Here is a 15349-nt window from a genome sequence, read left to right as displayed (position 1 = left end):
ATAATGTTCACAAATTATTGTAAATTCGATTTTTCTAAAAAAGCATTTGTAATGAGATTTTTTTTATTGATAATCAGTATTTTAATATTTATTTCTTGTGATAAAAAAACAGAAAACAAAATAGATAAAGGAACTTACAGAGCCATTTTAAAAGTACAAGACAACCAAGAATTGCCTTTTATTTTCGAAGTTAAAAACGATTCTTTAATCACAATTATTAATGCTGATGAAAAAATTATTGTTGATGAAATTTCTTACAAAAACGATTCTATTACCATACAAACTCCTGTTTTTGAAGGCTATATTATTGCTAAAATTGCAAATAATACCTTAAAAGGAAGTTTTATAAAACCAAGTTTAGATAGAATTGTTCCTTTTGAAGCTCAAAAAGATAGTGTCCGATTTTCATCAATCAAAAAAGAAACTGTAAATATTTCTGGTAATTGGGAAACTGTTTTTAGCGATGACAACCTTGATGAAAAATATATTGCAAAAGGTATTTTTAATCAAACAAAAAATAAAGTAACTGGTACTTTTAGAACAACAACTGGAGATTATAGGTATTTAGAAGGTATTGTTGATGGTGATTCTTTAAAGCTTTCTACTTTTGATGGTGCTCACGCATTTTTATTTACAGCAAAGGTTACAGATTCAATTATGAACGGATTTTTCTATTCAGGAAATCATTGGAAAGAGCCTTTTACTGCCAAATTAAACAACGATTATGAGTTACCTAAAGAAGAAGATTTAACCTACATTAAAGAGGGTTACGAATATTTCGATTTCTCTTTTCCTGATACAAGAGGTAGAATTGTTTCTTTAAGTGATACTGAGTTTAAAGACAAAACAATTATTATTCAAATAATGGGAACTTGGTGCCCAAATTGTTTAGATGAAAGCAAGTATTTGGTAAAGTATTTAAAGGAAAATCCGAATGAAAATTTACAAGTAATTGCTTTAGCTTTTGAAGTAGCTAAAACCAGAGAAATTGCCTACAAACGAATTAAACGTTTTAAAGAAAGAGTTGGGGTAGAATATCCTGTTTTATTAGCACAATATGGTAAAGTTGCAGATAAAACTTTAGCTCAAAGAAAATTACCAATGTTAAACCACATTATTTCTTATCCTACCACTATTTTTATGGATAAAAATCGAAAAGTTAGAAAAATTCATACTGGTTTTAATGGTCCTGCAACTGATGAAAAGTATCATGAATTTAAAAAAGAATTTGAAGAGTTTGTTCAAGAACTTTTAAGTGAATAGAATAAATAGATTAAAAAAAATTACACAAACTTATGTTAGCCAAACTTTTATCAAAAGAAAATAATCTTTTTTTTTTAATTTTTGTATTCATCTTAATTGTTACCATTATTGGTCTTCCTTTAGATCTGTTAGAACCAGATGCAACTTTATATGCGTCCATTTCTAAATTGATGGCTGAAAATAACGATTTTATTAATCTCTATTCATTAGGAAATGATTGGCTAGATAAACCTCATTTACCTTTTTGGCTTACTGCCGTTTCTTATAAAATATTTGGGGTTACCAATTTTGCATACAAACTACCTGGAGTTCTTATTTTTTTCTTCGGAATTTACACGACTTATAAATTCACAAAAAATAATTACAATACAAAAACTGGTATTTATGCTGCCATTATTTTAGCTACTGCAACACATAGTATTATTTCTAATTTTGATGTAAGAGCTGAAGCTTATTTAACAGCATTTATGATTAGTAGCCTCTATTATTTTGATGTATATTTAAAAAACAAACGAATAAAATATTTAATTTTTGCTTGTCTTTTTTCTGCATTTGCAATTATGACAAAAGGTATTTTTGCAATGATTCCTATAGTTGCTGCATTAGGAGGAGAATTATTATTAAAAAGAAAATGGAATGAAATTCTTAATCCTATTTGGTTATTAGCAACATTGCTGATTTTCATTTTTATTTTACCAGAATTGTACACATTGTATGTTCAGTTTGATATGCATCCAGAGAAACTAGTATTTGGTAAACACAATGTTTCTGGGCTAAAATTTTTCTTTTGGGACAGTCAGTTTGGTCGTTTTTTTAACACAGGACCTATAAAAGGAACTGGAGATAAAACGTTCTTTTTACACACAATTCTTTGGGCATTTTTACCATTTGGTATCCTTTTTTACATAGCAACATTTAGTAAAGTAAAAAGAAATTTGAAAAAAGTAATTCAGAAAGAAGAGTTTTATAGTCTTTTTGGATGTTTATCAGCGATATTTATTTTTTCTTTGAGTAAATTTCAATTAGCACATTATACCAATATTGTATTTCCTTTTATGGCGATAATTGTTGCTGATTTTATTGATAAATTGAGTAAAAACAAGAATTCTTATACAAAAGGTTATGCTGTAATTTTATGGTTTCAAAACGTGGTTGCTATTTTATTGATTGGCTTTTTATTTTATGTGATGCAACCTGAATTCAACTTTTTATTTTTAGTTGTTTTAGCATTCTCAATCTTTATATTCTGGGGAATTTACAAATCTGAAAACAACTCAATTCAGAAATTATTTCTAGTTTCTACAGTATTATTTTTAAATATTTATACGTTTCTATTCACCTTTTTTTATCCTACTATTTTACCTTATCAAGGAGGTGTAAATGCAGCTCGTTTTGTAAATAAAAATTATGAAGGCAAAGGAAGTTTATTAAAAAAAATTAATAGACATTTTGCTTTTGAATATTATTTAAAGGGCAATTTTAAAAGAATTGATACTTTAAAAATACATCAAGAAAAAGGACGTATTTTTTATATTGATAGTAAAGAACTTAATATATTTAAAAGACAGAACGTCAATTTTAAAATAATTAAAGAAATAGAAAACTTTCATGTAAGTAGAATTAACAATAAATTTCTAAATAAAGATACCAGAAAAGAAACTTTACAAATCAGATATTTAGTAGAAGTTCAATAACTTTTACTCTTGTGCAATTTGATTTGCGAACAACTTCTGATCTACTTTATTAAACAGCAAGTAGTATAAATTTGCAAGTATAAAACCAATTAAAGCGCCCATTGTAACATCCAAAGGAAAATGTACTCCTAAATACATTCTGCTAAAAGAAAATAAAAGCGGAAAAATTAAAATAAAGTAAATGTATTTGAACTTATCTCTAAGTAAAAGAATTACAAATACAGAGAAAAATGTAGATGTTGTTGCGTGGCCAGAAACAAAACTAAATCCTTTAGGAGAATAAGAAAAAGTTCTAATAATATGATTTATTTCTGGATTATTATTTGGTCTTAATCTTTCTATGGTATTCTTAATCAAATTTACAAACTGATCTGAAAAAGCTACTAAAATTATAAGTGATAATATTACAAAACTACCACGTTTCCATCCGAAGAATTTGAAGATTAAAATAATAACAAAAAGGAACAATGGAGCCCAATTAAATTGCTTGGTTATTGCCAACCAAAATGGGTCCCATTGTTCACTTCCTAAACTATTAAAGAATATTAATAATTCTTGATCTTTTTGAATTATAAAATCGAACAAATTATTTGTTTATTTCTAAAATTTCTACTTCAAAAACTAAATCAGATTTTGCTGGGAAAGGACCGTATTTTGCCTCACCAAAACCAATATAATAAGGGATAAAAAGACGTACTTTTTCACCTACTCTCATATCTGCAACTCCTTCTTTAAAACCAGTAATCATTGGTCTTTCTGCATCATCTAATTGAAAAACAAATGGCTGACCAGAATCTTCTGTAGATTGTATTTTATTACCATCTGCAGTATACAAAGTAAAATGCGCTTTAATTGGTTTGTTAGTTACTACTTTTTCGCCTGATGGGTTATTTTTAAGCATTAAAATTCGCAAACCAGAGCTTGTTTTTTTTGCTTTACTTTCATCCATTTTAGCTAAAAAAGCAACTTTATCTTCTAAATATTTAGAATACCTTGCTGTTTCTGCATTCAATACTTCTTTTTCTCTATCCTTTTTACTATTAGCAAATTTCATTAATTCTGCATCAAATACTTCAGGAGCGTCAAAGGATTTTGCTTTACTACCAATTCTAATAATTTCGATTGTATTTATAGTATCGAATTGCACAATACTATTTACAACCGCCATTCTTAAAGAATCGATCGCTTTTACTAAGCCTAAAGAATCTTGTATTTTAGTTTTTAAAGCTTCTAATTGAATCGAGTTTACAGTAGTTTTACCAAAAACAGTATGTTTACCATCTAAATGCGGAATAGGATTGTGGGTTATAAAAAACTGACTTCCGTTAGAATCTGGTCCTCCATTTGCCATAGATAACATTCCTGCATCATCATGTTTATTCAACAAATTACCATTTTCATCTTTAGTAAACTCACTACCAAATCTATAACCCGCTGTTCCTCTTCCTGTTTCTGTTGGATCTCCTCCTTGAATCACAAAATTATTTACAACTCTATGAAAACGAATTCCATCATAGAATTTTTCTCCTTTTAAAGAATCTGAAACTCTATTGTTTGTACCTTCTGATAAAGAAACGAAGTTTGCAACCGTCATTGGTGCAGCTTCTGGATACAATTCTAATAAAATATCGCCTTTATTTGTTTGTATTTCTGCATACAAACCTTCTTGTAAATCTTTATATTTTGGAGATTGACAACCAACAATTAAAAAGAAACTAGCTAAAATATAGATTGATTTTTTCATTTATTACTTTATAATTTCTAACATTTCAATTTCAAAAACTAAAGTAGAAAAAGGTTTAATTAATTGTCCTCTTTGTTGTGCACCATATGCTAATTCTTGAGGAATAAAAACTTTGTATTTAGAACCTACTTTCATTAAAGATAACGCTTCATTAAATCCTGGTACAAAAACATTTGCATTAGATGTATATGGCGATTTTCTGTCTACTGTACTATCAAAAACCTCACCATCGATTGTAGTTCCATGATAATGAATTTTAACTTTATCTGTTGGCTTAATATTTTCTCCTTTACCTTCTTTAAGAACAATATATTGTAAACCACTTTCTGTAGTTTCTATACCATCTTTAACTTTATTTAATGCTAAAAATTCTTCTCCAGCTTTTTTGTTATCAGCAAATTTTATTAAAGCATCTTTTTCTGCTTTAGCTTGCTGCTCTTTCATTTTTTCTGCTTGTTGTTTTTGAAAGAAAACTCTTAAAAAATTATTTAAGTCTTTTTCTTCGATTAACAAGTTTGTAGAATCGATTCCGTTTCTATATCCTTGTAAAAATAAATCTGTATCTGCTTTATCAAAATTAGCTTTTACTTTTAAAGCCATATCCATACCTAAAGCGTAACTAGCTGAATCTATTTCAGTTTCTAAAGAACTTGCGTTTTTTACTTGATTTCCGCATGAAACCATTGTTCCTAAAACCGTAATAATTGCTAAATTTTTTAATACTCTCATTTTTATTTGTTTATTTAATATTTATTAATGTTACTGTACTTTTTATTGATTGATTTATTCCAATTTTTTTTCCATCGCCTGCAATACCAAAAGCGCTATAAGACGGAATTACAAATGTAATGGTTTCTCCTATTTTCATCAACTTTATTCCTTTTTGTAAACCAGAAATTATGTCTTGTTTATCTATAGCGTACGTTTTAATTCCTAATTCTTGTTTACTATAAATTATAGAATCTCTTAAATCTGTAATATTGTACTCAAAAGTTACCTCGTTTCCTTTATTAGGCGTTGGTAAATCTTCTTTAATTTTGTTGATGTATTTGTACCAAAATCCATTTGAAGATTGATAATAAGTACTTAAAGAATCGTTTTTTATGATTTGTAAAATCTTATCATCTTCCTGTCTATTTAAAATTTTATTTTGTTGCATAGCTTCAAAATAAAGTGTGGTAGATGGTTTAGGATTAATTGGTTTTCTAGGCTCAATTTTTGAGCACGAAAAACAAATTAACATCAAAAAAAACAAAAAACTATGCTTCATAAGAGGTTTCTAATTCTTGTTGATATTCTGGAACTAAAGATGTGAATTTTGTTATTGTTTGTGCCATTGGTAAATCTGACCTACCGCCTGCTGCATTATCATGGCCTCCGCCATTAAAATGATTTCTGGCAAATTGATTTACAGAAAAATTACCTTTAGATCTAAACGATATTTTAATAATTCCTTGCTCTTTATCTTCAATAAAAATAGCTGCAAAAATTATTCCTTTTAACGATAACGCATAATTCACAACACCTTCTGTATCTCCTTTTTTAAAATCGAAACGCTTCTTTTCTGCATCAGTTAAGGTTATATAAGCTGTTTTGTAATTAGGTAAAATCTGTAAATTACTTAATGCCTGCCCTAATAACAACAATCTATTGTAAGAATTGGCATCGTAAACGTTGTTATGAATTCTATCGTTTTCAGCACCTTTATCAATTAAATCTGCAATAATTCTGTGCGTTGTACTTGTGGTAGATCTAAATCGAAAAGAACCTGTATCTGTCATTATACCTGTATATAAACAAGTAGCAATATTGGCATCAATTACATCTAAATCGTTATTCATTTCAATAAATTGATACACCATTTGACAAGTAGAACAAATCTCAGTATCAGAATACATGTATTTTACATCATCTGGTTGTTGATGATGATCTATCATAGCAAAATCATTTTTATATGCTTCTAAAGTGTTTTGCATATCACTACCTACTCTATGCAAAGCATTAAAATCTAGCAAGAAAATAATATCAGAATTATTGATTGCTCTTTTAGATTGTTTGTTTTGCCAATCGAATAAATAAGTTGAATCTGTACCTGGCAACCAGTTTAAAAAATCTGGGTAATCATTAGGCATAACAACTGTACTTTTATGTCCTTTTTTATCTAAATAATGCTTTAAAGCCAATGTAGAACCCATTGCATCTCCATCAGGATTTCTATGTCCTACAATTACTATTTTTTTTGGTTCTTCTAAAAACCCTTTTAAATCTTCAAGTCCTTTCAAAATCATAATTTGCGAATATACAATTTAATAACATTGATTAAAATATATTTTCTGCTACATTTGATTGCGCAAACTAAAATCAAAATGAAAAAAATATTTATAATCATTATTGCTAGCACTATACTTTTTTCTTGTGTAGCAAAGCAAACGAACTCAAAACAAGTTACAACTCGTAAAGCAGATTTTACTATTGCTTTTGGTTCTTGCAACAAACAAAACGAAACCAATGTTTTATGGCAAGAAGTTCACAAAAATAATCCGGATTTATGGATTTGGGGTGGAGATATTATTTACTCAGACACAGAAAATATGCATAAAATGAAAAAGGATTATAATATATTATTAAACCAAGAAGAATATAAAACCATACAAAATAGTATGCCTATTATGGCTACTTGGGATGATCACGATTATGGTATAAATGATGGTGGAACTGAATTCCCAAAAAAGAAAGAAGCTCAACAATTATTTTTAGATTTTTTAAATGTTGATAAAAAAAGTGAAAGAAGAACAAGATCTGGAGTTTATCATTCTAAAGAATTTAAGACAGAAAAAGGAAGTGTTAAAGTAATTATCTTAGATACTAGATATCATAGAACAGCCTTAACAGAGGCAAAAGGAAAAAAAAGATATACCCCAAATAAATATGGAGAAGGTACCATTTTGGGTGATACTCAATGGAAATGGTTGAAATCTGAATTAACAAATTCTAAGGCAGACTTTAATGTAATTGTAAGCAGCATACAAGTTTTATCTGCTGAACACGGTTTTGAAACTTGGGGAAATTTTCCGCATGAAGTAGATCAACTAAAAAAAATAATTAAAGAATCTAAAGCAAAAAAAGTGTTATTACTTTCTGGAGACAGGCATATCTCTGAATTTTCTAAAACTATTGTTGATGCTTTATCCTACCCTTTAATCGATTTTACATCTAGTGGATTAACACATTCTTATGAAGGTTTTACATCTGAACCCAATCAATATAGAATACAAAAAGTTATTTCTAAAATTAGTTTTGGGGTGTTAAAATTTAATTTTGATAAAAATAAAATTACGATGCAGATGAGAGGGAAAGACAACATATTGCAACAAGAATTAATACAAGTATATCATTAACTTGTTATTAACATTAAAAAATGTACTTTTGCCGAAAATTATAGAAAATGGCAACAAATAGAACATTTACAATGCTTAAACCAGATGCTGTAGAAAACGGACACACTGGTGCAATTTTAGAAAAGATTAATGCTGCAGGATTTAGAATTGTAGCGTTAAAGAAAACTCAAATGACGAAAGCTGATGCAGAAACTTTTTATGCTGTGCATAATGAGCGTCCGTTTTTTGGAGAATTAGTTGAGTTCATGACAAGAGGACCAATAATTGCTGCTATCTTAGAAAAAGAAAATGCAGTTGAAGATTTTAGAACTTTAATTGGTGCAACAAACCCTGCTGATGCAGCTGAAGGAACAATCAGAAAATTATATGCAACTTCTATGGGAGAAAATGCTGTTCATGGTTCTGATTCTGATGAAAATGCTGAAATCGAAGGAAACTTTCACTTTTCTGGTAGAGAGCAATTCTAATTTAGAATTAAAGTTCAAAATAATATTTTTAAAAACTCGTAACCTTTTGGTTATGAGTTTTTTTTGCTTTAAAATAATTCAAAAACCTAAAAATCAACACACTAAATAAAAAACTTATTTTCTAAAAGAACATTTAACATACTCTATAAATCATTTGTTTTCTACTTTATCTGTAATTAAAATTACTTTTGATTTATAAACTATTGTATTTATGAAAATCCAGAAACTTTTATTTCTATTTTTAATTTCTATCAATTTAACAGCCCAACAAAATGATTGGGAAAATCCGAATGTAAATCAAATAAACAGATTACCATCTAAAGCTACTTTTTACAGTTACGAAACTGAAAAATTAGCAAAAAGTGATAACAGAGAGGCTTCAGAAAACTTTTTATCCTTAAACGGAGATTGGAACTTTTTCTGGGTTAAAAAACCTGTAGATGCTATAAATGATTTTTACAAATCGAATTATGATGCTTCTAAATGGAAAACCATTGATATACCATCAAACTGGGAAATGAGAGGTTACGGAACACCAATTTACACGAATTCTACTTACCCGTTTTTTAGTGATTTTCCTTTTATAAATCATTCTGATAATCCTGTTGGTCATTATATCAAAGAAATAGAGATTGATGAAAATTGGTCTGAAAAAGATTTAATTCTTCATTTTGGAGGTGTTTCTTCTGCTTTTTATGTTTGGGTAAATGGAAATTTTGTGGGTTATAGTGAAGACACAAGATTATCATCTGAATTCGATATTACAAAATATACTCAAATAGGTAAAAATAAAATTGCTGTAAAAGTTTTTAGATGGTCTGATGGAAGTTATTTAGAAGCGCAAGATCACTGGCGTTTAAGCGGAATTGAAAGAGAAGTTTATATAAAAGCTGTACCAAAAGTACGTTTAGCAGATTTCTTTGTACAAACAGATTTAGATGAAGGTTATAAAGATGCCACTCTTAAAGTTAGACCTAAAATAATTGCAAATATCAAAAACAAATATTTAAAAAAAGTTGGTCATTTTGGTGATGCACCTCTTAAAACCACTGTTGATAACTGGACATTAACAACCAAACTTTATGATGAAAATGGAAATGATATTGGTGTTTCTCATCAAATGAAATTGGGTGATTATTTTGGAGAATTTTATCCACAGAGAGACAATGTCTATTTTGGAAGTTTAATTGAAATCCCAGTAAAATCGCCTAAAAAATGGTCTTCAGATCATCCGTATTTATACACTGCAATTTTTACCTTAACTAATGATGATGGTAAAACAATTGAGTTTGTAAGTACAAAAATTGGTTTTAGAGAAACAAAATTCGATGATAAAGGTCGTTTTTTAGTAAATGGAAATCCTGTAAAAATGATTGGTGTTAACAGACACGATCATCATATGAAAAACGGAAAAACCCTTACCAGAGCAGAAATGGAAGAAGATGTTAAATTAATGAAACAATTTAATTTTAACGCTGTAAGAACTTCTCACTATCCTAATGACCCATATTTTTATGATTTATGTGATAAATACGGAATTTATGTAATGGACGAGGCTAATTTAGAAACGCATGGAGTTAGAGGAAAATTAAGCAATGTTACAGAATGGTCTAATGCGTATTTAGAACGTGCTGTAAGAATGGTAGAAAGAGATAAAAATCATCCAAGTATTGTATTTTGGTCTTTAGGTAACGAATCTGGTACTGGACCAAATCACGCAGCAATGGCTAGCTGGATAAAAAGCTACGACCCTACTCGTTTTATACATTACGAAGGTGCACAAGGAGATCCTACTCATAAAGACTATAAAATTAATTATTATAATCACGGAAAAGGAAACCCTACAGATCCTCAATATGTAGATATGTTAAGTAGAATGTACCCACAACCTTCTGAATATGAATCTTTAATAAACAATACAAGTTTTGACAAAAGACCGGTTTTAATGTGCGAATATGCACACGCAATGGGGAATTCTGTTGGTAATATGAAAGAATATTGGGATGTAATTTACAAGTATGATAGAGCTTTAGGTGGATATATTTGGGATTGGATTGACCAAGGAATTGTAAAAAAAGATGAAAATGGAACTGAGTTTTTAGCTTATGGTGGCGATTTTGGTGACAAACCAAATTCGGGTAGTTTTTGTATTAACGGAATTATTGCTGCAGATAGAACTCCTAAACCAGAAATTTATGAGTGTAAAAAAGTAAATCAGCCTATAATTATTTCTAAAATTGATGTTTTACAAGGAACTTTTAAAATTACAAGCAGACATCAAACAACTCATTTAAGTAATTATAATTTTATTTGGAATGTAGAAAAAGATGGAATAAGCATTCTTTCTGGTGCTGTTAATGATTTAACTTTAGCTCCTTACGAAACTAAAAAATTCAAAATTGATTTAAAGAAATTAAAGCTTAAAGGTAATAGCGATTATTACATCAATTTTAAAGGAAACTTAAAAGAGAAAACTCTATGGGCAGATGCTAATTATACGGTTTTTGAAGAGCAATTTTTAATCCCGAATCAAACAGAAATCAAAAAAAGTAAATCTAAAAATTACCCAAGTTTAAATGTTAATGAAAATGATGCTTTAATAATCATCAATAATAAAAACTTAAATATTAGAATTGATAAGAAAAAGGGTACTATTAATCAATATGCTTACAAGAATGTAAGTTATTTTGAAGCTCCTTTGCAATTGAATTTCTGGAGACCAGAAACAGAAAATGATGCTGCTTACAGAAGAGCCAAAAAACAAACATCAGAAAGAGATTGGTTAAATGCCGCAGATAATTTTAAGGTTACAACTGCAAATATCAATCAAAATAAAAAAGGAATCGTTATTGTAACTATTACTGGAGAAATAGATCAACCAAAAACTGATATAATATTGCGTTATACCATTTATGGTGATGGAAAAGTGGTTACAGATTACAAGGCAAATATTGATAAAAATGCACCAAACATTCCGAAAATAGGAATGCAATTTGATATTGCTAATCAGTATAAAAACATAACTTATCTAGGTAAAGGACCAAAAGCAAATTATTCTGATAGAAATACTGCTTCTCATTTTGGGTTGTTTAAAGAGAACGCTTTAACTATGAATTATATGTATGTTTTACCCCAAGAATATGGTAATCATATGGGTACAAAATGGTTTCAACTAGAAAATAGTCGTAAAAAAGGATTGTTAATCAAAGGTTTACAACCCCTAAATTTTAGTGTTTTGCCTTATAGTACTAAAAACATTGAAAAGGCAACACACACTAACGAACTTAAAGAAAGAAAAGAATTGACGGTAAATATCGATTTAATTCAAATGGGAGTTGGTGGAGATAATACTTGGTCTAAAAGAGCTGAACCACACAAAGAATACAGAATTACACCAAAAGAATATTCTTATAGTTTTAGTATTGAGCCATTAAAATAATTGATAAATTAAAATTCATAAAAAAGGATTACAATAAAATATTGTAATCCTTTTTTTATTTATCTATAAATTGATCAAAATCATAAAGATTAAGATTAAAAAAAACAGAAAACTCAATAAAAAACAATTATTCAAATTGCTCTATTGAACATTTTTTTATTTAAACCAACATCAATTTAGTTATAATAGTTTCTCCTAATTCTTCATTCATCATTTTAATGATTTTATCTTTTCCGTAACTTAATTCCTCTCTTAAAACCGAAGATTTTAATTGAATAATTAAAGTCTTATTTTGCAATTTTACAGAAGTAGTATGCGTAGCAACTCCTGGCCCCATCATTTTATTCCAAGTTTCTTCTACTTTTAATTTTTGCATTCCTTTGCTCAAATTATTTTCTTTGATAAAGGTTTTCATTAAATCTTCTATCGAAAAGGAATCGTTTTCTCTCTTTGCCATTATTCTTAACTTTTAGTTTTTGGCTATTTGCCTTTCACTAATTATTATTTAATTTTTTAATATTACTGCCAAGTTCAAAATAGGTAAACTACAGCTTAAAAATCTGATATTCTTTATCACCTTGTTTTAAAATATTCTCTGTTCTATCAGAATGCGTATCAGTAATAAAAATCTGTCCAAATTCATCATTATTTACTAAGTCTATAATTTGTGCAACTCTGTTTTCATCTAATTTATCAAAAATATCATCTAGCAATAATATAGGTGTAACTTTAGATTGTTGTTTTATAAACTGAAACTGTGCCAATTTTAAAGCAATTAAATATGATTTCTGTTGACCCTGAGAACCAAACTTTTTAATAGGATAATCTCCAATCTCAAAACTTAAATCATCTTTATGAATCCCTGAGGTCGTATATTGAATTACTCTATCTTTTTCTAAGGATTTCTTTAATAAATCTTCCATATTAAAATCGTGTAACTGACTTTTATAATTCAGATTTACTTGCTCTTTATCACCAGAAATTATTTGATATTTATTATTAAAAATAGGAATAAACTCTTCTAAAAAAGCCTTTCTTATTTTATAAATTTTACTTGCATAATTAGCTAATTGCTCATCGTAAACACTTAAATTCAAAGCATCGAAAGTTCTGTTAGCAGCAAAATATTTTAACAAAGCATTTCTCTGACTTAATACTTTATTATAAGCAATTAAATCTTGTAAATACGATTTATTTTGTTGAGAAATTACACCATCTATAAATTTTCTACGCGTATCACTACCTTCTGTAACCAAATCTCGATCTGCAGGCGAAATGATTACCAAAGGAAACTGACCTATATGTTCAGAAAATTTTCCGTAAGCTTTTTCATTTCTCTTTAAAACCTTTTTTTGTCCCTTTTTTAAACTACAAACAATTTTTTCAATTCTATCATTTAAAAGGTAATTACCTTCTATCATAAAAAAACCTTCACCGTGTTTAATATTCTGTACAGCCACAGAATTAAAGTAGCTTTTGGTAAAAGACAAGTAATAAATTGCATCTAAAACATTGGTTTTACCTACACCATTATTACCCACAAAACAATTTATTTTCTCCTGAAAATCAAAGGTTTGCGATTCGATATTTTTAAAATTTACAATAGAAATTTTCTGTAAATACATGTATAAAAAACTAGATTAAAAACGGATTGCAAATTATTGAAAATTTTGCGAAATAACCGCTTTTAAAATCCAATTAAAAAAACTATTTTTGCGCCACTAATTTTTAAGGAAATATGGCAACATACAAGAAGAGAGGATACAAACCTAAGAATAAACAAGAAGAACAACAAGTAGAAAATATGGAAAGCACAACTGCTGAAGTATTTAATACTTTAGATGAAACTGCTTCTAAATCTGAACAATGGATAGAAAAAAATAGCAAAGTTTTATTTGGTGCTTTAGTAGCAATTGTTGTTGTTTTCTTAGCTTTTTTAGGGTATAATAAATATATAGTAGAACCAAATGAGTTAGATGCATCTAACGAATTGGCTTTTCCTCGAAAATATTTTGATGAAGCAGCAACTGCTGGTTCTGGTATAGATTCTCTTTTAACTCTAGGTTTAGAAGGTGCTGATGGTAAATATGGTTTTATAGATATTGCAGATTCTTACAGTGGTACAGATGCAGGAAATATGGCAAATTATTATGCTGGTGTTTCTTATTTACAAATGAAACAATATGATAAAGCCATCGAATTTTTAAGCAAATTTGATTCTGATGACGAAATGTTAGGTCCTGTTGCATTAGGTGCAATTGGAGATGCTTTTTCTGATATTGATCAAGAAGAAGATGCTTTAGAATATTATGAAAAAGCGGCTAATAAAAAAACAAACGATTTTACAACTCCTTTATTTTTATACAAAGCAGGACAAACTGCTATGAATTTAAAAGAATACAGTAAAGCAGAAGATTTATTTTCTAAAATTAAAGAAAGCTACCCAAAATCTGATCAAGGTAGAGATGTAGAAAAATTTATCAATGCAGCAAAATATGCGCAATAATAAGTAAGCAGTATTTCAGTTAACAGAAAGCAGTAAATGGCAAACTGAAGACTGAAAACTAAACACTGAAGACTAAAAAATATGGCTACAACCAATTTATCATATTACGATAAAGCAACAATCCCAAATGCGAAACCTTTTCGATTTGGGATTGTTGTTTCTGAATGGAATCCAGAAATTACTCAGAACCTTAAAAAAGGAGCAATAGAAACTTTTTTAGATTGTGGTGCTACTAAAGAAAATATTATTTCTTGGGATGTACCTGGTAGTTTTGAACTTGTTTATGGATGCAAAAAAATGATTCAATCTCAACAAGTTGATGCAATTATTGCTATTGGAAATGTAATACAAGGAGAAACAAAACATTTCGATTTTGTTTGTGAAGGTGTTACACAAGGTATTGTAGATTTAAATATTAAATACGATGTACCTGTAATTTTCTGTGTTTTAACAGACAATACCAAACAACAATCTTTAGATAGATCTGGAGGAAAATTAGGTAATAAAGGTATAGAATGTGCTGTTGCTGCTGTAAAAATGGCAGCTCTTAAAAACATTGACAGAACTTCTGATAGTATTGGTTTTTAATAAAATAGAATTAGAAAGTATTCAGCTATATTATTAAAGAATCAACTTTATAGAATTTCTTAAACTTTTTAGGAAATCATCCATAAATTTAATCCAATACACAAATCTACAAGGTTTTAAAAGCCTTGCAGGATTTTTAAGAATACTTTTAACATCATTTCTTGATGTATTCCTTTTAATTCTTTAATTTTGATATCCTTAAAATTGGTACAATATTTGAGTTTTACAAACCATTATTCACCAATTATTA

Annotated in this window: 14 protein-coding genes; 7 read left to right on the top strand and 7 right to left on the bottom strand. The window is 28.4% G+C overall.

Annotation, left to right across the window (positions count from 1 at the left end):
- The first annotated feature begins 51 nt into the window (after nt 1-51).
- Entirely contained in the window at nt 52-1263 is a 1212-nt protein-coding gene (locus tag BW723_RS12120; RefSeq protein ID WP_068364353.1) for a peroxiredoxin family protein, read from the top strand.
- A gap of 32 nt (nt 1264-1295) precedes the next feature.
- Nucleotides 1296-2957, top strand: coding sequence for an ArnT family glycosyltransferase (locus tag BW723_RS12115; protein ID WP_068364356.1), 1662 nt, complete (start codon nt 1296-1298; stop codon nt 2955-2957).
- Nucleotides 2958-2960: 3 nt separating this feature from the next.
- Here the strand turns inward: BW723_RS12115 and BW723_RS12110 are convergent, their stop codons facing one another.
- Genes BW723_RS12110 through BW723_RS12090 form a run of 5 tightly spaced genes read right to left on the bottom strand, consistent with a single transcriptional unit; the run spans nt 2961 to nt 6989 of the window.
- Nucleotides 2961-3542 carry a phosphatase PAP2 family protein gene (locus tag BW723_RS12110; protein WP_068364359.1) on the bottom strand — a complete coding sequence of 194 codons (582 nt, stop codon included), beginning with the start codon at nt 3540-3542 and terminating at the stop codon, nt 2961-2963.
- 1 nt (nt 3543) lies between these two features.
- A complete protein-coding gene (locus tag BW723_RS12105; protein ID WP_068364362.1) occupies nt 3544-4701 on the bottom strand; it encodes a peptidylprolyl isomerase in 1158 nt (385 codons plus the stop codon).
- A gap of 3 nt (nt 4702-4704) precedes the next feature.
- The gene (locus BW723_RS12100) at nt 4705-5430 is read right to left on the bottom strand and encodes an FKBP-type peptidyl-prolyl cis-trans isomerase (RefSeq protein ID WP_068364365.1); all 726 of its coding nucleotides are present in this window, start codon (nt 5428-5430) and stop codon (nt 4705-4707) included.
- 10 nt (nt 5431-5440) lie between these two features.
- On the bottom strand, nt 5441-5944 hold the full coding sequence (gene gldI / locus BW723_RS12095) for a gliding motility-associated peptidyl-prolyl isomerase GldI (RefSeq protein WP_237150092.1): 504 nt from the start codon (nt 5942-5944) through the stop codon (nt 5441-5443).
- Nucleotides 5945-5960: 16 nt separating this feature from the next.
- Nucleotides 5961-6989: a DHH family phosphoesterase gene (locus tag BW723_RS12090; protein WP_068364369.1), complete on the bottom strand. Its 1029-nt coding sequence runs from the start codon at nt 6987-6989 to the stop codon at nt 5961-5963.
- Between the two features lie 78 nt (nt 6990-7067).
- Between BW723_RS12090 and BW723_RS12085 the strand changes: the two genes are divergently transcribed.
- From BW723_RS12085 to lacZ, 3 genes are all read left to right on the top strand, one after another.
- Nucleotides 7068-8099 (top strand): alkaline phosphatase D family protein, encoded by a 1032-nt coding sequence (locus tag BW723_RS12085; protein ID WP_068364372.1) that lies wholly within the window; start codon nt 7068-7070, stop codon nt 8097-8099.
- A 47-nt stretch (nt 8100-8146) separates the two neighbouring features.
- Nucleotides 8147-8566: a nucleoside-diphosphate kinase gene (locus BW723_RS12080; RefSeq protein WP_068364376.1), complete on the top strand. Its 420-nt coding sequence runs from the start codon at nt 8147-8149 to the stop codon at nt 8564-8566.
- A gap of 211 nt (nt 8567-8777) precedes the next feature.
- Complete coding sequence (lacZ, locus tag BW723_RS12075) at nt 8778-12005, top strand: beta-galactosidase, LacZ type (RefSeq protein WP_068364379.1); 3228 nt, start codon at nt 8778-8780, stop codon at nt 12003-12005.
- A 160-nt stretch (nt 12006-12165) separates the two neighbouring features.
- Here lacZ and BW723_RS12070 read toward each other — a convergent pair whose 3' ends face one another.
- Nucleotides 12166-12462, bottom strand: coding sequence for a DciA family protein (locus BW723_RS12070; protein WP_068364382.1), 297 nt, complete (start codon nt 12460-12462; stop codon nt 12166-12168).
- An 88-nt stretch (nt 12463-12550) separates the two neighbouring features.
- A complete protein-coding gene (gene recF, locus BW723_RS12065; RefSeq protein WP_068364385.1) occupies nt 12551-13630 on the bottom strand; it encodes a DNA replication/repair protein RecF in 1080 nt (359 codons plus the stop codon).
- A 113-nt stretch (nt 13631-13743) separates the two neighbouring features.
- Between recF and BW723_RS12060 the strand changes: the two genes are divergently transcribed.
- On the top strand, nt 13744-14511 hold the full coding sequence (locus BW723_RS12060) for a tetratricopeptide repeat protein (RefSeq protein ID WP_068364388.1): 768 nt from the start codon (nt 13744-13746) through the stop codon (nt 14509-14511).
- Nucleotides 14512-14592: 81 nt separating this feature from the next.
- Nucleotides 14593-15099 carry a 6,7-dimethyl-8-ribityllumazine synthase gene (ribH, locus tag BW723_RS12055; protein WP_068364390.1) on the top strand — a complete coding sequence of 169 codons (507 nt, stop codon included), beginning with the start codon at nt 14593-14595 and terminating at the stop codon, nt 15097-15099.
- Nucleotides 15100-15349 lie beyond the last annotated feature (250 nt).

The organism is Polaribacter reichenbachii, from assembly GCF_001975665.1.
Lineage (GTDB): Bacteria > Bacteroidota > Bacteroidia > Flavobacteriales > Flavobacteriaceae > Polaribacter > Polaribacter reichenbachii.
Note: the sequence above shows the minus strand (reverse complement) of the source record. Positions and strands in the feature narration are given on the sequence as shown.